This window comes from Microcoleus sp. F10-B2, assembly GCF_036704965.1.
Lineage (GTDB): Bacteria > Cyanobacteriota > Cyanobacteriia > Cyanobacteriales > Microcoleaceae > Microcoleus.
This window is the reverse complement of the sequence record NZ_JAUBTB010000101.1, coordinates 1-23,515: the sequence shown is the minus strand read 5'-3', so window position 1 is coordinate 23,515 and position 23,515 is coordinate 1. Positions and strand designations below refer to the sequence as shown.

Below are 23,515 nucleotides of genomic sequence, written 5' to 3'. Positions count from 1 at the left end.
GGCGATCGAATTTTACGAACAGTCTTTAGAGATTTCACGGGAAATCGGATATCGCCAAGGAGAAGCTGATTCCCTCCGCAATTTGGGCATAGCTTACCATGACCTAGGGCAATACGACAAGGCGATCGAATTTTACGAACAGTCTTTAGAGATTTCACGGGAAATCGGATATCGCCAAGGAGAAGCTGATTCCCTCCGCAATTTGGGCATAGCTTACCATGACCTAGGGCAATACGACAAGGCGATCGAATTTTACGAACAGTCTTTAGAGATTAAACGGGAAATAGGCGATCGCAAAGGAGAAGCTATTTCCCTCAGCAATTTGGGCAGTGATTACCATGACCTAGGGCAATATGATAAGGCGATCGCATTTCACAAACAGTCATTAGAGATTAAACGGGAAATAGGCGATCGCAAAGGAGAAGCTATTTCCCTCAACCAGTTGGGCAATGCTTACTTTTTCCTAGGGGAATTGAAGATGATCAGATTTCACAAACAGTCATTAGATATTTTCCGGAAAATTGGAAATCGCCTAGGAGAAGCCAGTGCCCTCGGCAATTTGGGCAAAGATAATAATTTATTTGGGCGATACCACAAGGCGATCGAATTAAACGAAAAATCTTTAGATATTTATCGGCAAATCGGAAATCGCACAGGAGAAGCCTCTTCCCTCCAATCTGTGGGCGATGCTTACTATGGGCTAGGGGATTTTCCCAAGGCTATCGAGTTTTTTGCACAGTCTTTAGAGATTGTACGGGAAATCGGAAATTGCCAAAGGGAATCAGTTATTTTACACAATATAGGACTTACTTTACGTAAAGTCAACCTACTCACCCAATCTGAAAAAGCACTGCGTGCCTCAATCAAAATTAAAGAAAATCTGCGTTATGAATTAGTCAATAATGACCATAAAGCTTCAATGTTTGAAACCCAAGTATCTTCCTATCTCCTGCTACAAGACGTCCTAGTCGCCCAATCTCAATTCGATGAAGCCTTAGAAATATCCGAAATGTCCCGCACCCGTGCCTTCGTCGAGTTATTGCAACAAACCTTATTAACAAATGATTTACCAACCAATGACCAAACAGATAAATTATCAATTCCCAAAATCCAACAAATTGCCCGCAACAGAAACTCCACAATAGTTGAATATTCGATTATCGGCTCAAAAACTATTTACATCTGGGTAATCCAACCAAACGGCAACATCACCCACCGTGCCGCGAATCTCCAATCCTTCAACCAACAAAACCAAACCCTCAAACAAATCATCCTCCAAACCCGCGTCTCCATCGGCACCGAAGAAACCGACGACGAAGGCAACAAAATTCAGCTAGAATCCCAGTACAATCGAGACGAAACAGGCCGCTTTCCCCTCTTGCAACTCCTCCATCAAATCCTAATCGAACCAATCATCGACTTGCTACCCACTGATGCCAATTCCCCCATCATCTTCATCCCCCACTACGACTTATTTTTAGTTCCCTTCGCCGCCTTGCAAGATAGCAACAACCGCTACCTAATCGAAGAGCATACCATCCTCACCGCCCCTTCCATCCAAGTATTAGAAAAAACCGCCGAACATCAACAGCGAGTGCGAGGATTGAGACAAGCCGCCCTAATTGTCGGCGATCCAACCATCGCAGCCAAATTCAACGAAAACCCCTACAAACTCCGCCAAATCCCCAGGGCAAAAGAAGCCGCCGAAGCCATTGCCGCAACTTTAGGAACCGAAGCAATTAGCGGAGAAAATGCCACAAAAGTCGCCATTTTAGACAGAATGCTAAACACCCGCATCGTCCATTTATCCGCCCACGGACTCCTCGACGATTTCCAAGGTTCGGGCATTCCGGGCGCGATAATTTTAGCACCATCAGGAGACACCGACGACGGCGCGCTTAACGCCGCAGAAATCCTGCAATTAAAACTCGATTCCGAACTGGTAGTATTAAGCGCGTGCAGCACCGGGCGCGGTAAAATCACCGGAGATGGAGTCATCGGATTGTCGCGCTGCTTCATCCTCGCCGGAGTCCCCAGCATCATCGTTTCCCTGTGGAATATGGGAGTGATATCAGCCAAATTACTAATGACTGAATTCTACCAAAATTTAGCACGGGGCGACAATCGAGCAGCCGCCTTGCGGTGTGCTATGCTAACCACAAAAGCTCGATTTCCGAGTCCCATAGCTTGGGCTGCATTTACCTTAATTGGCGAAACCGAAACTTTACCGCTATCAACTGAAAAAACAGATTTAAGGAGATTAGTCATGTCACTTCCCGATGATGCGAAACCTGAAGAAATTGTGGCTGCTTTTAATAAGTTATTGAAAATATCCGATCCGAAGCTATTTGTCGATCACTTATCAGCGCTTGATGATTCTGTGACAGATAATGTGAATGTTATCGCTCAAACAATCAAGGATTGGTGCGAAAGCAGGCCTCAAATTGAAGAGAATTTAGAGAACGAAATTTATCACGCGGGTGCGGGTGGGACTGATAGCGATGCACCGGAGGAAATCGTCAGGGAGTTTTACGAAACGCTGAAGGAAAATAAGATTCGACTGGGTTTGTCTGAGTCTTCTGTGGATGTGGTTGAAACTGATACTTCGGGTACAGAATCGACATAAAAAACTCTTGTCCCCCCCTTATTAAGGGGGGCTAGGGGGGATCGGAGGAATGTGGAGTCACAGATAAATCTCGCTTGCACTCCAGTCTTGATCCCCCTAAATCCCCCTTAATAAGGGGGACTTTGAACCGCCACGAAATCCCCTAAAATAATTAACAAACTTGATTATGAGCCAAGAATGGCAAATTAAAAATCCCAGCATTACCCTCTTTCCTTTCCACCTGCGGGATGATAGCGACGCAGGCTACGGACAAGTAGCCAGAAATGCTCAATCCTTGTGGGAAAATCTAGCAGATAATGTCGGCAAAGAATTTAACATCAACGAACTAAAAGCCCTCAGAGACAAGCTAATTTGCTACAAAAACGGGCTGTATTATCCCGACGGCGAACGGGAAAATCTGACTAACGAACGATTGCTAATTCCAGATGGTGGAAAAACTCTGAAGTTTCCGCAAATTATTCAGCCAGATAACCTGAAACTTGATGGTTCTATCTATGCCCTACGAATTCACGACACTTACACCGCAGACTTGACATTTTACTATAAAAATATCACAATGAAAGTAGCGGACTTAACTCGATTAAATCCCCAAGGTTGCTTGTTGCCAAATGCAATTAAACCCTCTCTGGGACAAACCTTATTATTATACGCCGAACCAGCAGTTTATGATACTTACCGCAAACTAGCTGACGAATCGGTTAAAGCTTTTGTACAAGATAAACAGCAACCATTAGTAGAGTTTCGCGCCGAAGGAAAGTTATTCGGTAGTCCGATTTTTGAGTATGACAGCCGCGAAGATGATGGGCGTCAGCGGTGTCATTTTCTAGTATGGTTGCAAGAGAATTCCCAAACTTTGAAATTCGCAACGCTGGCGTTTAATTCTAACTTGATGAATCTGCTGTGCTCTCGCGCTAAAATTGTATTTGTGTATGGCGAAGCTAGGAAAAAGTATCGCCAAGCACAACAAATAGTCAGCGAGTTAGAAAAGAAGCTTCCCGAATTCAGTCAAATAGAAAGCGAACAAAATCGACAAGTTAAGTTGCAGAAGTTAAAGCAATTACTGGCTGAAGTCCGCACTAAAATGTTTGATTGTGCTCAGCAAGTACGGTATTTGAAAGAGGACAAAAATACTATTGAAACTAATGCTGAAAATTATGGTGATGCCTTGACAAAAATTAGAAGTTTGTGCATCCCAGGCGACAATCTGGATTTCTTGCAGAAGTTTCTAGATTTGGCGGAGAATAAATATCAGCGGCAAATTGAAATAGATTTAAACTACCTGATTGCCAGTCAAGATTTGTTCCAGCAGTCGATATCCACTGTGCGCGGGATGGTGGAAATCGAACAGGTTGAATTCGATCGCGAAAAGGAAGAAAGAGAACGTCAGCGCGATCGCGAACAAATACAATTATATAGGCAAAAGGAAGAAGAGGAGAAAACGCGCGATCGCCTACAGATGGAATTATACAAGCAAAAGGAAGAAGAGGAGAAAAAGCGCGATCGCCAGCTTGAGAATATCATCTTTTTTGTCGGAACTGCGATCGGCGGCGGACAAATCTTTTCCGCCGCCTATCCTCTAATTAAGGATAAACCGATTCAATGGCAACTCGATTTTTCTCTACCGCTGCATCCCTTTGCTGCGACAATTATCTGGAGTCTGCTGTTTGGCTTACTATTTGGCTTGTTAATGCTGGGTATCGCCGTGTTGGTAAGGAAAACTTTTCTCCGATAATTTGGATTTAGGACTTAGGCATAAAACCAAAGAAACCGGGTTTTTCGGGGTTTGTGGGTCGTATAACTTATATGTTGCAGCATTCTTAAGAACAGGCAAGATGCCTGTTCCACAAAGAGTCAATTAATTTTTTTGGGGAGTAGGGGTTGGGCTTCTTGGCCTCAGCATTCTTAAGAACAGGCAAGATGCCTGTTCCACAAAGAGTCAATTAATTTTTTTGGGGAGTAGGGGTTGGGCCGAAGATGCCACCCATAAATTACAAATATCGAGTTAACTGGACTCGATAGCGTTCCTTCTTAGTAACAGCAACTTCCCCAATTTCCAATCTTCCCTTGCCGGTAACAGCAATTAAATCTCCCGACTTGACATTATAACTAGCTTGAGTAATGTCTTTCCAGTTAACTCGCACGTCACCGCTGCCAATTAAATCGGCCATTTTGCTGCGAGACATTGCGAATCCAGCCGAGGCGACAGCATCCAATCTCATGGATGCTTCAACGGTGGTCATTTCTTTCTTTTTGGGTTCTCTAATTTTGAGTTCGCTCAACTCAATGCGCCGCGTTTGCACAGGAACCGATCGCACTTGCTGCAAACTCATCTCCAAATACTCTACCATCTCCGGCATGACAATGGCCTGCGCGCCGCGTTCTCCCAAAACAATCACATCGCCAGTTTTCTCGCGGACAATTCCCGTACCCAACATCGCCCCCAAAAAGTCGCGGTGAGAAGCTGTATCGAACAAGAAATTGCCAGCAATCTCCACCGCAGCAACGTTAACGCTACCAGAGTCGATCGGGATATCCGATCGCGCGATCGCAATTCTTTGTCTTTCAGCTTGCGGGTAGCCGCCCCAAGCCACTACTTCCACGTCTGTTAAGCGCTTAAATACCGTCAGAGTGTCCGCCAATTCTGGAGGCGACAGAAAATCACTTTGAGTAACTTCCCAAGTTTTAATTGCTTGTTCCGCTTGGTCGATCGCCCGCGCCACACATTCGCGGTTTTCAATGCCTTTTAACAGTTCTTCTCTTGGTAACATCAGTCAATTTTAGATTCTAATTTGAAATTGCCAAAGCTTGCTGTAACTAAAAAGTAGACTTTTTTAACAGTCGCACTAACTTAATTATAGTCTAAAATCATCAAATAACGATCTTATGATTTTAGTTGCTGGTAAAGCTGATATGATGAGCACGATTATTGTACCAAATGTATGAAGTCTTCGAGTTAAAGTTTTTGCAGGAGATCGATCGAGTATGGCAGCAAAATTGTCCACCCAACTACTTATTCTTCTTCACCCGCAAATACAGTTCTTCCATCGCCTCAATAAACGAACCATCCTTGTGCCAAAACGGCGGAAAATCTCCCTGTTTCTTCACCACGATCGCACTTACCCCACTTGGCGCTGCCACCTCAATCGTCTGCGGCAATCGCTTCGCACCATGCCAAAACTCTTTCAGGCTGACCGTTTGCGCCTCACTGGCGATCGCCCGCGTGTAATAGGAATCCACCGCCACAGGGGCCGCTGCATCCGCCGTTAACTCGGCAGAAAGCGCCATTCCCAAAGGCGTTTTTGCCAATTCGCGGTGCAGCACTTCCTTAGAAAGCCCCCGTAATTCAAACAGTAAAAATGGATCTTTGTCCAATTCTGCCGCCACCAAATAATAAACTCCGGCAATATGTTTGCAGGGATTGCTATAGTCTGGGCAAGAGCAAGTAGTCTTAAAGTCCTCGCGGCTGCTGGGTAAAAGGTGCAATCCGAGGGGTGAGAAAGCATTTTCAATGTTGTCGGGCATTTCGTTGAGCAGCAGCCGGGAAATGAAGCTGGCTTTTGATGCCATTTGGGCGATCGCCACTTTCCACTTTGCCTGACTAATTGGCTGAAACTCAATTTTAGTTTTGTAGAGTGGCTCCTTATAAACCCCAAAATAAGGATTTACCGACCCCCTTACTTCTGCCATCACTAAGCCATCATTAATCTTAAAGCTTTTTACCTTGTCATTCCGTGCATAGGAACGTCCCCTTCCGAGCCGCCCAGAATCAGTAAATCTTTCCAGACCCTCGATAAATTTATTGCCCCACCAAGTCCGAGTAAATTGTGACATATTTTTTGGCTTCTCCTAATCTAGAACCGCATTTTTATTGAGCCTAATTAATTTCTTAAATGCCTCATTATCCAACTCAGTCAACCACGACTCATCCGCACCAATAATTGACCCTGCCAATTTCTTTTTGTCCTCAATCATTTGGTCAATCTTTTCTTCCAAAGTGCCAATCGCCACAAACTTATGCACAAACACATTTTTTTGCTGTCCGATCCGAAACGCCCGATCCGTCGCCTGATCTTCCACTGCCGGATTCCACCAGCGATCGAAATGGAACACGTGATTGGCTTTTGTCAGCGTAATTCCCACGCCGCCCGCCTTCAGTGACAGAATAAATACCGAAGGTTCAGACTCTGGATCTTGAAACTCTGAAATCATCCGTTCCCGTTTTTCGCGACTGGTTCCCCCGTGGATGTAGTAAGTGTTGTAATGTAGCGTTTGTTTAATATATTTTTCCAAGGCGCTTCCCAGTTCTGTAAACTGCGTAAATACCAATAAACTTTCGCCTTCTGCTTTGACTTCCTCAATCATCTCGATCAGCCGTTCCAGTTTGTGCGATCGCTCTGGTGTAAACTCACTTTCATCTTGCAAAAACTGGCGCGGATGGTTACAAATTTGCTTCAGCTTCAGCAGTGTCGCCAAAATCATCCCCTTGCGCTTCATCCCTTCCGCCGCATCAATTTCTTGTTCTACCTCTTTCACAATCGCTTCATAAAGCGAAGCTTGCTCGCGGGTGAGATTGCAGTAGAGTTTTTGCTCAACTTTGTCGGGGAGATCCTGAATAATCGACTTATCGGTTTTCAGGCGCCGGAGAATAAAGGGTTCCACTAATTTTTTGAGCGCTGCCGATTGTGTGCGACTCCCATTTTTTTGAATCGGGATCTCAAACAACTTCCGAAACTGTGTCTCTTTGCCCAGATAGCCCGGATTGAGGAAATTAAAAATTGACCATAAATCCAGCAATCGATTTTCTACGGGTGTTCCAGTCAATGCCAGTCGATGGGTAGCGGGTAACTTTAAAATCGCCTTGGTTTGCGCCGCTTTCGGATTTTTAATATTCTGGGCTTCATCAATTACCACGCGATGCCACGCTACGCTACTCAACAGTTTCTCGTCTTTTCGCACCAAGGTAAAGGAAGTAATCAACATATCGCAACCTTGGACGGCGGCTTTAAATGCTTTTGCATCTTGCAAACGTTGAGGGCCGTGGTGAATCAGCGATCGCAATTCGGGAGCAAACTTTTCCATTTCCTTTTGCCAGTTACCAACTACGGATGTGGGCGCAATTAGCAGCGTGGGTAGAACGGAAGGTGCGATCGCTTTTTCGGTCTTCTTTTTTTCTGTCTCTTTTGTAGTAGATAAAACTTCCCGCTCTTGCAATAATCGAGCAATTACCTGCGCCGATTTACCCAAACCCATATCATCGGCAAGACAGCCATTTAATCCCAAACTTTCCAAATAACTCAACCAAGAAACGCCGCGCTTTTGGTAATCCCGTAACTTGCCCTGAAACTTTGCTGGATCTGCAATTAACTCTAACCGACTCTTATCGTTCAGCTTCTCCAACATATCTGATAAAGCCCGATCGCGCTCAACCTCCAACTGTTCGCTCGCTTCTCCTTCTGCCGTCAACTTCATAAAGTCAATCAGGCTTAAATCGGGGTTTTCTTCGCGATGTTTTTTCCAAAACTCCAACATCTCCTGCATCTTGTCTTTGTCCAGTTCCATCCATTGTCCTCGGAACTGCACCAGCGGTGTTTTGCTATTTACTAACGCCTGCCATTCTTGTTCGCTAACCCGTTCGCCCCCGATCGCCAATTCATATTGATATTCCACCAAAGAATCCGCCGAAAACAATCCTTTGCCCTTGATTGCAGCGCTGTTGCTGCCCTTCCCTTTGACTTGCAGGCGAATCTTCGCCCGCTGTCGTCCCTTCGGCGTCCACCAAGCGGGGACAATCACTTTGTATCCGGCATCTTCTAATACCCAAGCGGACTCGCTGAGAAAGGTGAAAGCATCATCTAAGCTGAGGGTAATGTTAACGGGTTTGTCGGTTTCTAGCCCTTGCCAAAGTTGGGGATAAATGCGGGCAGCGTAGCCGAGATTTGTCAGCAAATGTTGCTCAAAGTTGTCTCCGAATTGTGTTTGCAACTGTTTTTGTTGAGTCGATCGCGATCGCCAATAATCCTGCAACGGCATCCGCAGAGATGGGTCTTTTTTCGCAGCCGCCTGAAACTCTAAAACCCAAGGCTGTTCGGGGTTTTCGGGGGATTGTAGTTGAAAGCAGAGGGAGAATGAGTCAGCAGATTGATTGCGCGTAATGCGATCGCGCCAGGTTTGCCATTGCCGATATTGTTCAAGGCTTACTCGCGCGATTTTTCGTGTTTGGTTGAGGCAGATTTGCAGTAAAGAATCCGCAATCTTATTTTCAAACGATGCTGGGATGGGGGTTTGAGTGACAATTTCCGCGATCGCACACTCGGAAAAATGCCGCAGCAACCGTTCGCGATCGTAGAATTTTGGTGTATCTTGTAGCTGGATCTTCCGAAAACCGGACACACAAACTAAAGGCATCCATTCAACATAGCGTTGTAAATCATTGTCGTACTGTGTTGAAACAATTTCCCATCCCGGATAAATCTCAAAGATGGGTTCAATTTTGGCAGGTGTTTTTGGAGTTTTTGCAGTTGTTTTGGTTTTTGTCTCGCCCGCTTTCTTACGCCCGCGCGCGGCTTTCTCAGCGGGTTCGGATCTTTCGATGGGTGCGATCGCGATCGGAGCAGTTTCTCGATAGCGCAACGCCGGAATATAATGATCTTTCAGAACAATTTGCTTAAAACTTTGGGTGTAGTGATACCAAAATAGCAAGTCTGAACCAAACTGAACTTCTGCTAAATCGTAGAGGGCAAAAAAATGCAGATCGTTCAATACTTTAGTCAAAGTGTGGGTGGCGATGGACACACAATCAACTTCCCAATACTCCAACTCAAATGTTTCGGGTAACTCTGTCTCTAAATATCGCGCTAGTTCTAAAGAGGGCAACGGCTTGTTGTCGGCAGTGGGCAGTAAAAAATACCGAGGGACGATCGCGTATTCTAGCCCCATCGCACTTGTATTGCTGACTGGTGGCAGTTGAATCCCAGCTTCTTTCGTTAGAAAATCTTTTAACTGTGCCGTCTCCAATTGTCGGGGATGAACCTTAGCAGGCTGTTTTTTCTTTTCAGTGGTTTCAACCCAAAGACAAAAAGTTCCACCTTGAACAAAACTCTCTTCTGTTTGAGGAATCCAAGTCCCGTGGAGGATTTTCATAGGTCATACCAAACGCAACCTTTGGCAGCCTATCATATCATGAATGAGTGGGAAAAGATAAGAAGGCGGTTGAAAGCAGGTTTATACAAACCATCCATGTCTGCTGGATGCCGACTAAAGAGAATAACGTAATTTTACCCCAGTTGTCCTCTTTAACCAGCCTCTGCTGGTTTTGACTTTATAGATGCGGTTTCAAACGCCGAGTTTTCTTACAAATTTAGAAAATATCAGTTAAATCCAAAACAAAACCGGGTAATACATCTTCACCTGACAGAGTTGCAGGTTCATCTAAAATTTCTACTTCTCTACCTTGACGGGAGATTTCTACTTTTCTATTTTTGCGATCGAGCAACCATCCCAACCTCGCTCCGTTTTTCACATACACTTTCATTTTAGCCCGCAATTTTTCTAGGGAGTCGGTGGTCGATCGCAATTCCACTACAAAATCGGGACAAATCGGCGCAAATTTCTTTTTTTCTGCAGCAGTTAAAGCATCCCACCTGTCGCGCCGAATCCAAGCACCATCGGGAGAAATATCTGTACCGTCGGGCAGCTTAAATCCAGTTGAAGAGTCAAAAGCAATTCCCAAGTGCTTATTTTGTCTGCTCCAAGATTGAAGTTGATACGATAAGTCAATGTTGAAATTACCAGTCTCGCCACCCGTAGGTGGCATAATAAGTAATCCTCCACTAGCAGTGCGTTCAAATCTTAAATCTCGGTTGTCTATACACAACTGAAAAAACTGCTCGTCTGTTAATTCGAGCGTTAATTCTAGGGGAGAATGTAGGGGGATTGTTGGTAATTCCATAACTGCCTCCAAATATTACACAAGTAGTAATGTCAACTGTTAACAGTTAACAGTTAACCGTCAACTGTTAACAGTCAACAAATAACTAAGTCTCTGTATAACCTTGGATATTTTCCGGTTCAAACTGCTGCAAAATATTCGCAGCTTTCCCAGTCAAATCGTCAGTACCCTTAACAGCAATCAAAAATTTACCCGCATTCAAACGGTTGCGGTAGGGCAAAGCATCGCCGCTGCCAAAAGCCATACCGCCGGCGCCTCCAACAAAAACACTGCCCATCGCAGCGGCGATCGCACCTAGTAAGCCACCGATCGCGTGATCGCCAATTTCGCCCGCCCAGGCGAACGTCTTCAACTCAGTCATCAGACTGAAAGTAACGCCAGCAATAAAGCCAAAGGGAATCAACCAAATAGCCATGAGTTTAGCTTGTTTCTTCGCTTGCTGGTTGGGGTCGATTAAGCCAAATTCATCAGCAGTTTTGTAGCCGCGGCCCAAAATGCTGACTTGCTTCATGGGCAAGCCTTCTTTTTCCAGAGCACTGTAGGCAGCTTCGGCTTGAATTCGATCGGGCAGTACGGCGATAAGATAATTCATTGACAATAATTCCTGATGGTTAGGCTCGGACACCTAGAAATAATTATAGTCGGAAAAGACATACTAGCTAAGCTGTTCGGGGATTTCCAGAGCATCCGAGAGTGCGATCGCCCCGAAACCTAAAATATTTCAAGCAAAAACGGTCGGTCAAGACCGAATGCAGATACAATTCAAACTGCACAAAGGCAAGCTTGAGCTGAGCTGTTAGATACTGCCCCTGGTTTAAGCCTCAACTTTGTGCTCGCCAACGCGCTTGCCTATTTTTACTGATTCCACTCAATTGCTTGCTATGCCTAAAGTTCTAGTATCCGATCCGATCGACCAAGCCGGAATTGACATCCTCTCCCAAGTCGCGCAAGTTGACGTAAACACAGGACTCTCAGCCGAAGAACTGGTACGAATTATTCCAGATTACGACGCTTTGATGATCCGTTCTGGCACCCAAGTTACCAAAGACATCATTGAAGCCGGGAATTCACTCAAAATCATCGGCAGAGCCGGCGTCGGCGTAGATAATGTCGATGTACCCGCCGCTACCCGCAAAGGAATTGTAGTCGTCAATTCCCCCGAAGGCAACACGATCGCCGCCGCCGAACACGCGATCGCCATGATGCTCTCAATGTCCCGCCACATCCCGGAAGCCAACGCATCCGTCAAAGGTGGTAAATGGGAACGCAACCGCTTTATCGGCGTAGAAGTTTACAAAAAAACCCTCGGCATCGTCGGTTTGGGCAAAATCGGCTCCCACCTCGCGGCCGCAGCCAAAGCAATGGGCATGAAACTGCTGGCCTACGACCCCTTCATTTCGACCGAAAGAGCCGACCAGTTGGGCTGCCGCTTGGTAGAACTCGAACTGCTGATGCGCGAATCCGACTACATCACCCTGCACATCCCCAAAACGCCGGAAACCCTGCACTTAATTAACGCTGAAGTGCTGTCGAAAATGAAGCCCACGGCCCGCATCATAAACTGCGCCAGAGGCGGCATCATCGACGAAGCAGCCCTGGCAGAAGCCATCAAAGAAGGCAAGATCGCCGGCGCAGCTTTGGACGTTTACGAACACGAACCCCTCGAAGCCGATTCCCCGCTGCGGAATGTCGGCCAGAACATCGTGCTGACGCCCCACTTGGGAGCATCCACAGCAGAAGCTCAGGTGAATGTGGCGATCGATGTTGCTGAACAAATTCGCGACGTGCTGTTGGGGCTGCCCGCGCGATCGGCTGTCAACATACCCGGCATTTTCCCAGACTCGATCGAAAAACTCAAACCCTACCTGCAACTCGCCGAAACCCTCGGCAACCTCGTCAGCCAGCTAGCCGGAGGCCGAGTCGATTACCTCAACGTTCAACTCCAAGGCGAATTGGCCAACAACCAAAGCCAGCCCGTAGTCGTTGCCGCCCTCAAAGGCCTGCTCTCCCAAGCCCTGCGAGAGCGCGTTAACTACGTCAACGCCAGCATTGAAGCAAAAGAACGCGGAATTCGCGTCGTCGAAACCAGAGACGCCTCAATTCGCGACTACACCGGCTCCCTGCACCTCTCGGCAAAGGGAACTCTCGGCGAACACACAGTCACGGGTGCAGTGCTCGGCGAAAGCGAAATTCGGATTACCAGCGTTGACGATTTCCCCGTTAACGTTTCCCCCACTCACCATATGCTGTTTACCCTGCACCGCGATATGCCGGGGATTATTGGCAAAATTGGTTCCCAATTGGGCAGTTTTAATGTCAATATTGCCAGTATGCAAGTAGGCCGTAAAATCGTGCGAGGCGATGCGGTGATGGTTTTGAGCCTCGATGACCCTCTACCAGAGGGGATACTCGCCGAGATCCTAAAAGTTCCGGGAATTCGGGATGCTTACACGGTAAATCTTTGAAGGATTTTGGAGTTTAGATTTTGGATGCAAGGACTGATAATTGGTAATGGGCAATTGGTCATTGGTAATTGGCCTTCCAAGCGGGAATTTTTCTATTAGCCAATCCTCATTCCTCACTCCCCAGTTCCCAGTCTCCAGTTCCCCAGGGCCAATCTAAAATCTAAAATCTAAAATCTAAAATCGTTATGGCACATAGCTGGTGGGAAATTAGAATTCTTTGCGATCCGGCGCTGGAAGATATCATCTTTTGGCGTCTGGAACGATTTAACTGTCGGGGAACTGCTACTGAAATCAAAAGTAATTCCTGCCTGATGTCGGCTTATTTGCCCGAAGAACAGGCCCGATTGCTGGATTTGGCCGCTCTGTCTCTGTGGCTGCGCCAAGATGCTCTGTGTGCAGGTTTGCCCCTACCTGCGATGCAGTGGGATTTGATTGAAGAGGAAGACTGGGGCAGCACTTGGAAGCAGCACTGGCAGCCTCAAGAAGTGGGCGATCGCTTTTTAATTAATCCGGCCTGGCTGCCCCCGCCGACTGATACCGATCGCATTATTTTGCGTTTAGATCCCGGTGTGGCTTTCGGTACCGGTGCTCACGCTACGACTCAACTGTGTCTGGAGTCGCTGGAAATGCGTCTCGGTTTTGATGACAAAGAGTGCATAGTTGCGGATATTGGCTGCGGATCGGGTATTTTGTCGATCGGCGCGGTGTTGTTGGGCGCTACAAAAGTTTATGCTTTGGATACAGATCCTTTGGCAGTGCGATCGACCATTAGCAACAGACTGCTCAACCGCGTTAATTCTCAGCAGTTAGTTGCAGAGCTCGGCAGTATCGATCGCTTGAAAGAAATGGTCGATGAGCCGATCGACGGTTTGATCTGCAACATTTTAGCAGAAGTAATCATTGATTTAATCCCGCAATTCACTGCAATTAGCAAACCCACTACTTGGGCCGTGCTCAGCGGCATTTTGCTCGAACAAGCTAAGCCAATTGCTGACACTCTCGAACAGCACGGCTGGATTGTGGCTACTCTATGGAAGCGCCAAGATTGGTGTTGTTTTAATATTCGGCGCAGTTAACAATATGGTAATTGCTAATTCCTAATTGCTAATTGGTAATTTTGAATTCATGTTTCATCTTTGGGAAGTGAATTTATTTAAATAAATTTCGCACCTGAAAATAAACCGCACCAGCCCAGTAAAAACCATTCACCAAAATCAACAACGTTTTTCCAGCATAAGAATTAACAAAACCAAAAACGCGGTAAGTTGACAGCAGCACTAACAACATTTCAACTAGAGAAACAATTGACCCGTAGTGCTTCCGATCCCAATAAGAAAACGGACTGATAAAACGGTAATTGCTGAACGGAAAAAAGTGTCGGTGAGCGTCGTCATTATGAACCGGCAAATCTCCCAGAGAGTGCAGTATCATGCTGATAAACAGAATTTGCACACTTTGCCAGCCAAAGTAATAAGCAATTAGCAAACCAATAACCGCAAGGGGAATTGAATGAAACAGAGCCACAATATTTTGCACGAAAGGCTCATAATATGCTTTTGACCAAATTGTAGCTGGGGGCAAGCGAGCAATGTATTTCGCCCAAAAGTAAAATAAAAATATCGGAATATCCGGCAAAATTCCGCCGATCGCAATAATGAGATTAGCTTGCGGCAGTTGCGGTTTTCCGAGAATTGCCAGATTGATAATAGCGTGGCTGGGAGTTTTCATAAGTAGGGTGCGTCAACTAGGATTATCTTATTCATAATTAATCAGATATGAGCTGACACACCCTACGCGTGAGATAATTGGCTCGTGTTACAAGTAAGGTTGCACTCGATCGATCAACTGCGCCGCTTGCATCACACCCTCAATGCGATCGACCTCAGCGCCATTTTTGAACAACACCAAAGTGGGCAAAGCATAAATGTGATGCTGCGACGCCAACTGTTCGTACTTATCGGTGTCAATTTTGACAACCATCAGCTTGTCTTTCATCTGACCGCTCACTTGCTCTAAAATCGGTGCCATCATCTGACAAGGCCCGCACCAAGTAGCGTAAAAATCTACCAACACCGGCAAGTCAGATCCCGATAGTAACTCCTCAAAACTGCTGAACTGTTTTTGAACTGCCATAAGACAAAATAATTTTTTGGGTTCTGGCTCGATTTTAGTGCAAAATTCTCTGGTAGATTGCGAGGATACAATTATGGAATTATTACCAGAGACTTTTCAGAGATTGCGGGGTCAAGTTGCTGTCGTGACCGGTGCGTCGCGGGGAATCGGCCGCGCCGTTGCTTTAACACTAGCAGCAGAAGGCGCTAAAGTCGCCGTCAACTATGCGAGTTCGAGTGCTGCTGCTGATGAGGTGGTAGCAGAAATAGTCGCTGCTGGAGGAGAAGCTGTGGCCCTTGCAGCAGATGTCTCGAAAACTGACCAAGTAGATTTACTCACCAGTAATGTCATGGAAAAATGGGGACGGATTGACATTTTGGTGAACAATGCCGGCATTACTCGCGATACTTTGCTGCTGCGGATGAAGTTGGAAGATTGGCAAGCTGTGATTGATTTGAATCTAACCGGCGTGTTTTTGTGTGCGAAAGCTGCCAGTAAAATCATGCTGAAACAGCGAAGCGGCAGAATTATTAATATTGCTTCGGTTGCTGGGCAAATGGGCAATCCCGGACAAGCTAATTACAGTGCGGCAAAGGCTGGGGTAATTGGGTTTACTAAAACTGTGGCGAAAGAGTTGGCGAGTCGCGGGATTACTGTGAATGCAGTTGCACCGGGTTTTATCACTACAGATATGACTAAAGATGTCAAGTCTGATGAGATTTTGAAGTATATTCCCCTGGGGAGATATGGGGAAGTTGAGGAAGTTGCCGGGATGGTGAAGTTTTTGGCGGCGGATGCGGCAGCGGCTTACATTACGGGGCAGGTTTTTAATGTGGATGGGGGGATGGTGATGGCTTAGATTTGGGGATTTTTTTAACCGCAGATATCGCACAGGCAAGATGCCTGTGCCACGATGAAGGCGGATATTTGCGGTTAATAATTATTTTAAGGTGGCACACAACTGACTGAGGACTTTTTTGTATTTGGCAATGCGTTGAAAATCTGCCTCTGTTGGATTGGCGATGCGACGCAGATCGAGGTTATGAGTAACATCAGCGATTTTGACTGGCAATGCGATCGGGTTGGCCATCACGCGCTCTAAATAAGCTGCATAAGGTTCTCCTTCTATTTTGGTAATTGCGGCGATCGCCTTTACTATAAATTCAGGAAAACCTTCGCTTCTAAGTTGGTCGAGTGTAAGTTCAGAATCTTCGACCGCATCGTGTAGAACCGCTACGATTTTCTGCTCTATAGAATTTACATTTTCCATCACAAATAGCGGATGGTCGAGATAGGGATTGCCTGCCTTATCAACCTGCCCCTCATGAGCTTTGGCTGCGATGGCGATCGCCCGCTGTAGTAATAATTCGTACTCTGAGTTCGTATTTGACAACATAGTAAAGAAGTTCTCTATTATAGTTTCATCCCCCTCCCGGGGAACAGCTAAGTAGTCGGACATAAATAGGACTTACGCAAGAGAGTAATTTTTGCCCTGTCTATCTATGGTGTAAGGTACGCACTCCGCACCCTACATACACAGGTTATTTGATTTTAAATATTCTTGCAACAATTTCCAAGCCATTTGAGTACCCTCCCCTGCATTGACTTTCTCGAAATCGACATCTTTTCTCAAAACTACAAAACCCACACCTTCTTTGATTTCAATTTTTTCAATATTGCTAACTTTTGCCAAAAATAGGTGATTTTTTTGGATAAATTCGGGATTGTTGTTTTTTATGTAAACAAAAGTTGTGATAAATTCAACTTTGCAATCGCTTTTTAGGCTAGTTTCTTCCTCCAATTCTCGCACGGCTGCTTGCTGTGGACTTTCTCCAATGTCCACGCCACCACCAAAAGTAGAAAGCATTCCTTGGCTTGCAATACCCGGAATATTATCTCGCAGTTGTGCGACTATCTGACCGTTGGGGAGCATGAGAAAAATCCGAACTATTGACTGAGGAATATTCATCTTATCGAGGGAATAACAAAAGTCAAAAAAGTTGCTTTATAGTTTTATAATTTGAATCCAAATTTTCTTAATCCAATTGTACACCGCAGCATACAAAGCACACAAATTTTTGACAAAACTTTTCCAAATAGATTTTTCTTTGACCTCGGAAATCTCCTCGATTTCCAGGGACAGCGGTGGCATCCCGACTACTTCATACAGCGGATATTCGCCACTTTTCCCAGGAATTGGCACGGATACGCGCCGATCGACGATCGCCAATTCCTTCACTTCCTGATAAGTCTCTTCGGAAATCAATAAACTCGTTCCCACTTGCTTGTTAGCAGCCTCGATCCGGCTCGCTAAATTCACTGCATCTCCGATCGCCGTCACTGTCTGATTTTTCAACGCCCCCAAATTCCCCACAACCACCCAGCCGCAGTGAATCCCAATCCCAATCCGCAATCGGTGACGGTACAAATTTTCAAAATAGGGATTGAGTTTCTCTAGTTCCTCCAGCATTTCCACCCCAGCCCTCACCGCTTGTTCGGCCGCCTTGTCAGGATTTTCCAACCCAAACAGGGCCATTAAACCGTCACCCATATAATTATTAATCATCCCGCCATTCCGGTTGATCGCAAAACCCATTTTTTGGAAATAGCGATTTAAAACATAGATTACGTCGTAGGGCAACAGCGATTCTGCAAAAGGCGTAAATCCTCGAATATCCGCAAACAAAATTGCAATTTTCTTCTCTTGACCCACAGGAGCACAAATCAACTTTCCCGCCATTTCGTCGGTAAATGATTCCAAGTCTTCAGAATCGATCGCCAATCGGCGCAAAATGACCTTGCCGCCCGCAACCTGCGTCTGACAAGCCAGCCTAATTTCCGGTTCTAAACGCAATTTTTTGGCAAGTTCCTCCTCCGGCGAAGTGCGCGGGGAGCAAAATTCCAAACCTTCGACAATTAATACCCGACAAGTCGAACATCGGGCGCTACCGCCGCAGATGTGGGTGTGGGGAATGTCGGCACGCAGAGAAGCTTCGAGAATTATATCGTCGTCGTCTATCTCGATCGTGCGATCGTCCGGCAGATAGTGAATCTGTGGCATATGTAGCGCGTCTAGCTAATTAGCGAGGAATCTCGCGGACATCTGTTATTGCAGCGAACCTGTATGCAAACCCGGTTTCTCGGCATTTTTTCTGTATCCCCTGATTCCTTAACTATAAGTCGCGATCGGCATTTGCTTCTCGTTGCCTCAGCTCAACCGCCCAACTGACACCAGTTTAAAAAAAGAATGCAACTCTAGGCAATAGTCCAACTCTTAGCTCATCATTCATTCTCAATTCTAAAATATAAAATGGTATAAATGAACACTAAAATTTTAATCTCAGTGTGAAAATACCCCTATTCAAGCTGTGGAGTTAATCTAAAATCCAAAATCTAAAATCTAAAATGGACTGACATAATTCTTAATAAAATTAAGATCGCCCAAAGCCCTATAAATCCGTTATCAAATCCCCTTCAACCGCCATATATTTTTAGGATTTTGGGGAGGTAAGCTGTGCAAACCTTACTTGGCAATAGTTTCAGCTTTTTTGCTCTCTAACAACCACCCAATTTTCGTGAGATAGAATAGCAGCATCTTTAAAACCTGTATAACCATGACTTCATCAACAGCCCTACAAAACATCGAAAAGCACATTCCCATCGTGGGAGATGTACATACCAAAAGTCCGATCGCCTACGCAGCAACCCGCCTCGCAGTCAGTGCAGTTAACACGGTGCAAATGGCAGTAGCAGAGTCTTACATCAACGGATTAGAAGTCCCAGATTCAGTATTGCGATCGCTTTTTGATACCTGTATGCCGATCTTTTTTAAGCATTTCCCGTCCCTGCTTGCACCCTACGAATGGGTACTAACAGAAACAGACCACACAGCCGAAGGGCCGCGGGATTTAATGAAGATTCAGTACGACTTACCTCAAGGCATGCTGAATCGGATGTTAGGCGACGGGAAACTCATTTATCCTAAATACAGCATGGGGTTGTGGGAAAAAGGAGCCACCAACCTTGAACAATCGCAAATTCAAATGATTGATGATGTGATTGAAAAGCTAGAGATTCAAGATGGCGACAATATTTTAGACTTTGGCTGCGGTTGGGGTTGCGTTCCCAATTACATTCTTTCCAAATTCCCCAATGTCACCTTTACCGGGATTAACCTCAGCCACCACCAATGCGAGTATATGCGTCAGAAGATGCAAGACCCCGAAAGCTACCTTAGTTCCGGTCGATTTACCTTATATGAAGGCGATTTGAACGACGCCAACTTCGAGACAAAATTTGATAAAATTCTCTCCATAGGAGTTTTTTGTCATGTAGGTAATTTAACGAAGGCTTTCCAAAAGCTCGCCTCTTTCCTGAAGGATAACGGCAAAGTTTTCATTCATATCATCACAGTTCGCACTCCCAACAATATATCCAGCGTTTTCACCCACAAATACATTTTCCCCCACGGCCGTTACTGGAAATACGATGCAGTTCCCAGCCACAACAAAGACCTCAAAACCATTCAAAGATGGTATCTCAACGGATACAATTACTCCACAACCTTTGCTAACTGGCTGAAAAACTTTGACGATTCTCAGGCAATAGTCAAAGATTTGGACTACGGCATCGACTATGCCAAATTTCGGCGAATCTGGCGGTTTTACTTGATTTGGTTTGTGTCTAACTTCGCGAGTTGCGACGGCGAATATAACGGCAACGGCCAATATTTAATGGTTCGTGCCTAACCGCTAATCAGCAGACCAAGCTCAAAAAGCTCAAATAACCTAACACCCCGACCCCGACTTCTTTGAGAAGTCGGGGTTCTAAAGTGCGAGCGACTTATCCGGAGAATGAAACCGCCCTATGTGGATTTAGGGCGCTCGAGAAGTGTTGCCTTCTTTTGAGGAATTTTTCTGAGTTTAAAAAAATCCGGAATAAGATTATTGCTCGGTGAATAAGACCTATATCAAGCGTGAGCCTGCACAATACTTTTTAAATTCCCTCCTCGATCGGTAGTGATGATGTCCGATATGTTACTACAAAAAGAGAGTTGATTTATACAATGGTAGACAATATGAAACCTTCTCTTCCTCAAGACGACCCGAACCAAGAACAGCGCAAAGATTCCTTGAATCGCCAGCAACAAGCCTATCAGTTTGACTATGAGAGTTTATCACCTTTGGCATTATTGAAAAATGTGCCCGCAGTCGAGAACTTTTCGAGCAAGTATATTGGAGAGCGGATACTAGCAACATCGGAACTTCCCGGAAATATGCTGGCGGCCGATTCGAGAAGTTTTCTCGATCCTCTCGACGATCTCCAAGACTATGAAGATTTCTTTACTCTGCTGCCGCTACCTGCTGTTGCCAAAATCTACCAAACCGATCGCTCTTTTGCAGAACAGCGCCTGTCTGGAGCAAATCCGATGGTGCTTCGTTTGTTAGATGCTGGCGATCCTCGGGCGCAAACACTGGCACAAATTTCCAGCTTTCACCCATTATTCGATCTGGGCCAAGAGTTGCAACAAAAAAACATTTACATTGCCGATTATACGGGTAGCGACCAACACTATCGCGCGCCTTCAAAAATTGGAGGTGGCAGCTATGAAAAAGGCAGAAAATTCTTGCCAAAACCGCGAGCTTTTTTCGCTTGGCGGTGGACGGGAATCCGCGATCGCGGTGAACTGGTGCCGATCGCCATTCAACTAGATCCCACCCCAGATAGCCATCTTTACACCCCGTTCGATCCTCCTGTGGATTGGCTGTTTGCGAAACTCTGCGTGCAAGTAGCAGATGCCAATCACCACGAAATGAGTTCGCATTTAGGTCGAACTCATTTGGTGATGGAACCAATCGCGATCGTCACCGCCCGACAGTTGGCTAAAAATCACCCCCTTAGCCTGCTGCTGAAACCGCACTTTCGGTTTATGTTGACTAACAACGAGCTGGCGCGTTCTTATTTGATCGCTCCGGGCGGGCCAGTCGATGACTTGCTAAGCGGTAGCTTGCCAGAGACAATGGAAATAGCTAGAGAGGCTTGCAGTAACTGGAGTCTGGATCAATTTGCCTTCCCAACCGAACTGAAAAATCGGGGCATGGACGATCCAAATCAACTGCCTCACTATCCTTACCGAGATGATGGATTGCTGCTGTGGGATGCGATCGAAACCTTTGTATGTGGCTATCTCAAATTCTTTTACCCGACGAATCAGGCGATCGTCCAAGATGTGGAACTGCAAACTTGGGCCCAAGAATTAGCCTCGAATGAGGGCGGTAAAGTCAAAGGAATGCCCAGCAAAATCGACACAGTTGAACAATTAATTAAAATTGTCACAACCATAATTTTTACCTGCGGCCCGCAGCATTCAGCAGTCAATTTTCCCCAGTATGAATACATGAGTTTTGCTGCCAATATGCCTTTGGCAGCATACCGGGACATTCCCAAAATTAATGCTTCTGGGACTCTCGAAGTGATTACGGAAAAGGACATTTTACGGTTGCTTCCTCCGTACAAGCGAGCGGCTGAACAACTGAAAATTCTGTTTATTTTGTCAGCTTATCGATATGACCGTTTGGGTTATTACGATAAATCTTTCCGAGAACTCTACCGGATGAGCTTCGACGAAGTTTTTGCGGGAACCCCGATCGAATTTTTAGCCAGACAGTTCCAGCAGAATTTGAATATGGCTGAACAGAAGATTGATGCCAACAATCAAAAACGAGTAATCCCTTATTTGGCTCTCAAGCCTTCGTTGGTACTCAATAGCATCAGTATGTAGGAGTGTATTTTTTGGGGCGGGCTCTTCGGCCCACCCCACAAGAAAATTCATTCTTTGTGGAACAGGCCCAAAAGCCTGTTCTTCAGCATGGTTCAAGATGTGAGTTGCAATGCGAATTCTCAGCTTTTATAGTCTTCAACAATCGAGCAATTCACGGCCATTGTACCCGCAGAATCAGTGAAGGTGACTTCATCTTGATAATGCCGGGGTGTTTGCATCAGCAACCGCCAAGCTTTGCCAGCCTCTATTAAATTCAGGCGTCCGGGATAGTGAATTTGCAACAACTCTTGCACCATCGGATAATAGTCTGAATTTATGCTGGGGAAAATATGATGCTCTGTGTGGTAAGAAAAATTCAAGTGCAGCAGGTCAAATATTTTAGGAACCCGCACTGACATACTGTTGATCAGCGGGTCATTAATGTCGGTCATCCGGCAACCCATGTGGTTGGTATAGATGTAAAACATTGCGCCTGCATGACCAATTGCGATCGGCAAAAAGTAGGCGAGGGCTATTTTGAGCGGATGAAAATTTAGGTAGAACAAAATGCTGGCATGAATTCCTAAAATTCCCACACATTCAAAGGCGATAGTCAATCTATCTTTAGGACTAACTGTAAAGGCAGCCGGTACGTAATCGACCGATTTATCGTTAAATAACAGTACCGAGGTGAGATTGCGGAAATTATGCACTAACCACGAACCGACCATCCCTACCATTAACCACAGCGGATTGACTTCTACCGACGGGACAAACAGATTTTGAATCCATTTTCCCCAAGTATCTGGTTGCTGGTACAGATAGTTGCGATCGGGGTCTGCCACAGAATTCGTGTTATTGTGATGTACGAGGTTGTGCAGATTTTTCCACTGAGTAGGGGGCATAAACAGCATACTTAGTCCCAAAAAGGCGATCGGATAAGTGAGGCGCGACTTTTTCTGAACGCTACCGTGCATCAAATCGTGGGAGCTAAATAGCAAAACTATGATACTATTGCCCATGATGACGGCTAAAGGTAAGTAAAGCCCTAACAGATAGACAGGCCAGCGATCGAGATTAGCAGCAATTCCCCATCCCAGCAATAAAATAGCAGCGTTGATGAATAGTATTGCTAACTTGCTGGGATCTGGTTCAAAGGCATCTGACGGCAGCAGCGGACGCAATTTTTTCACATATACCGAGTGGTGAATTAGCGTTTCTTCGCCTAAAGTCGGCGTTGCCGTCTTCTCTAGAGTATTGAGTAATTTTTCGGATTTCATGTTATCGCTAAGAGTATTTTGATGTGAGTTAATAACTTTCTAAAGTTAATTAGATCCTGTACCGATTTTAGATTGACCCACCAATGAATCGCGGGCTTATTGTCAGGACGCGGAAATTTTATCTTTGTCCGCGGTGTCGTTCCGGGATCTGGCGACAAATTGCTTGATATCAAAGCTGCCTGATTGTTGTACCAAGATATTATTGTATCCCATAAATAAAAATTTGGAAACAACTATTAAAGGCTTATAAGGAATGAGAATTAAATAACTTACAATTTATTGTTCTTGTGGGATGGGCGTCCCGCCCGTCCAGAAAGGACGGGC

18 protein-coding genes are annotated in these 23,515 nt (G+C 45.6%); 7 read left to right on the top strand and 11 right to left on the bottom strand.

Annotated features, from left to right (window positions below):
• The coding region (locus QUA99_RS27630) for a CHAT domain-containing tetratricopeptide repeat protein (protein WP_333460486.1) at positions 1-2,626 on the top strand (2,626 nt) is incomplete at its 5' end.
• A gap of 166 nt (positions 2,627-2,792) precedes the next feature.
• The gene (locus QUA99_RS27625) at positions 2,793-4,358 is read left to right on the top strand and encodes a hypothetical protein (protein ID WP_333243090.1); all 1,566 of its coding nucleotides are present in this window, start codon (positions 2,793-2,795) and stop codon (positions 4,356-4,358) included.
• Between the two features lie 256 nt (positions 4,359-4,614).
• Here QUA99_RS27625 and QUA99_RS27620 read toward each other — a convergent pair whose 3' ends face one another.
• From QUA99_RS27620 to QUA99_RS27600, 5 genes are all read right to left on the bottom strand, one after another.
• Entirely contained in the window at positions 4,615-5,394 is a 780-nt protein-coding gene (locus QUA99_RS27620; RefSeq protein ID WP_333243093.1) for a photosystem II S4 domain protein, read from the bottom strand.
• A gap of 238 nt (positions 5,395-5,632) precedes the next feature.
• Positions 5,633-6,457, bottom strand: a complete 825-nt coding sequence (locus tag QUA99_RS27615; RefSeq protein WP_333243096.1) for an SWIM zinc finger family protein — start codon at positions 6,455-6,457, stop codon at positions 5,633-5,635.
• 15 nt (positions 6,458-6,472) lie between these two features.
• Positions 6,473-9,766, bottom strand: a complete 3,294-nt coding sequence (locus QUA99_RS27610; protein ID WP_333243099.1) for a DEAD/DEAH box helicase — start codon at positions 9,764-9,766, stop codon at positions 6,473-6,475.
• A 217-nt stretch (positions 9,767-9,983) separates the two neighbouring features.
• Positions 9,984-10,574, bottom strand: coding sequence for a Uma2 family endonuclease (locus tag QUA99_RS27605; RefSeq protein ID WP_333243102.1), 591 nt, complete (start codon positions 10,572-10,574; stop codon positions 9,984-9,986).
• A gap of 85 nt (positions 10,575-10,659) precedes the next feature.
• A complete protein-coding gene (locus QUA99_RS27600) occupies positions 10,660-11,166 on the bottom strand; it encodes a hypothetical protein (RefSeq protein ID WP_333243104.1) in 507 nt (168 codons plus the stop codon).
• Between the two features lie 289 nt (positions 11,167-11,455).
• Between QUA99_RS27600 and serA the strand changes: the two genes are divergently transcribed.
• Entirely contained in the window at positions 11,456-13,039 is a 1,584-nt protein-coding gene (gene serA / locus QUA99_RS27595) for a phosphoglycerate dehydrogenase (protein ID WP_333243107.1), read from the top strand.
• Positions 13,040-13,224: 185 nt separating this feature from the next.
• On the top strand, positions 13,225-14,115 hold the full coding sequence (gene prmA, locus QUA99_RS27590) for a 50S ribosomal protein L11 methyltransferase (RefSeq protein ID WP_333243111.1): 891 nt from the start codon (positions 13,225-13,227) through the stop codon (positions 14,113-14,115).
• 73 nt (positions 14,116-14,188) lie between these two features.
• Here the strand turns inward: prmA and QUA99_RS27585 are convergent, their stop codons facing one another.
• Positions 14,189-14,767 carry a hypothetical protein gene (locus QUA99_RS27585; protein ID WP_333243113.1) on the bottom strand — a complete coding sequence of 193 codons (579 nt, stop codon included), beginning with the start codon at positions 14,765-14,767 and terminating at the stop codon, positions 14,189-14,191.
• Positions 14,768-14,854: 87 nt separating this feature from the next.
• Positions 14,855-15,172 carry a thioredoxin gene (gene trxA, locus QUA99_RS27580; RefSeq protein ID WP_015178505.1) on the bottom strand — a complete coding sequence of 106 codons (318 nt, stop codon included), beginning with the start codon at positions 15,170-15,172 and terminating at the stop codon, positions 14,855-14,857.
• Between the two features lie 73 nt (positions 15,173-15,245).
• Between trxA and fabG the strand changes: the two genes are divergently transcribed.
• A complete protein-coding gene (gene fabG / locus QUA99_RS27575; protein ID WP_006634175.1) occupies positions 15,246-16,010 on the top strand; it encodes a 3-oxoacyl-[acyl-carrier-protein] reductase in 765 nt (254 codons plus the stop codon).
• Between the two features lie 81 nt (positions 16,011-16,091).
• Here the strand turns inward: fabG and QUA99_RS27570 are convergent, their stop codons facing one another.
• From QUA99_RS27570 to QUA99_RS27560, 3 genes are all read right to left on the bottom strand, one after another.
• On the bottom strand, positions 16,092-16,610 hold the full coding sequence (locus QUA99_RS27570; RefSeq protein ID WP_333243116.1) for an HD domain-containing protein: 519 nt from the start codon (positions 16,608-16,610) through the stop codon (positions 16,092-16,094).
• 69 nt (positions 16,611-16,679) lie between these two features.
• Positions 16,680-17,120 (bottom strand): NUDIX domain-containing protein, encoded by a 441-nt coding sequence (locus QUA99_RS27565; RefSeq protein WP_333243119.1) that lies wholly within the window; start codon positions 17,118-17,120, stop codon positions 16,680-16,682.
• A gap of 36 nt (positions 17,121-17,156) precedes the next feature.
• Entirely contained in the window at positions 17,157-18,212 is a 1,056-nt protein-coding gene (locus QUA99_RS27560; protein ID WP_333243122.1) for an adenylate/guanylate cyclase domain-containing protein, read from the bottom strand.
• A 553-nt stretch (positions 18,213-18,765) separates the two neighbouring features.
• Here QUA99_RS27560 and QUA99_RS27555 point away from each other — a divergent pair.
• Positions 18,766-19,899: a class I SAM-dependent methyltransferase gene (locus tag QUA99_RS27555; protein ID WP_333243125.1), complete on the top strand. Its 1,134-nt coding sequence runs from the start codon at positions 18,766-18,768 to the stop codon at positions 19,897-19,899.
• A gap of 329 nt (positions 19,900-20,228) precedes the next feature.
• Positions 20,229-21,932, top strand: coding sequence for a lipoxygenase family protein (locus QUA99_RS27550; RefSeq protein WP_333243127.1), 1,704 nt, complete (start codon positions 20,229-20,231; stop codon positions 21,930-21,932).
• Between the two features lie 119 nt (positions 21,933-22,051).
• On the opposite strand, the gene QUA99_RS27545 is transcribed toward QUA99_RS27550, so the two are convergent.
• Positions 22,052-23,191: a fatty acid desaturase gene (locus QUA99_RS27545; protein ID WP_333243130.1), complete on the bottom strand. Its 1,140-nt coding sequence runs from the start codon at positions 23,189-23,191 to the stop codon at positions 22,052-22,054.
• Positions 23,192-23,515: the final 324 nt, after the last annotated feature.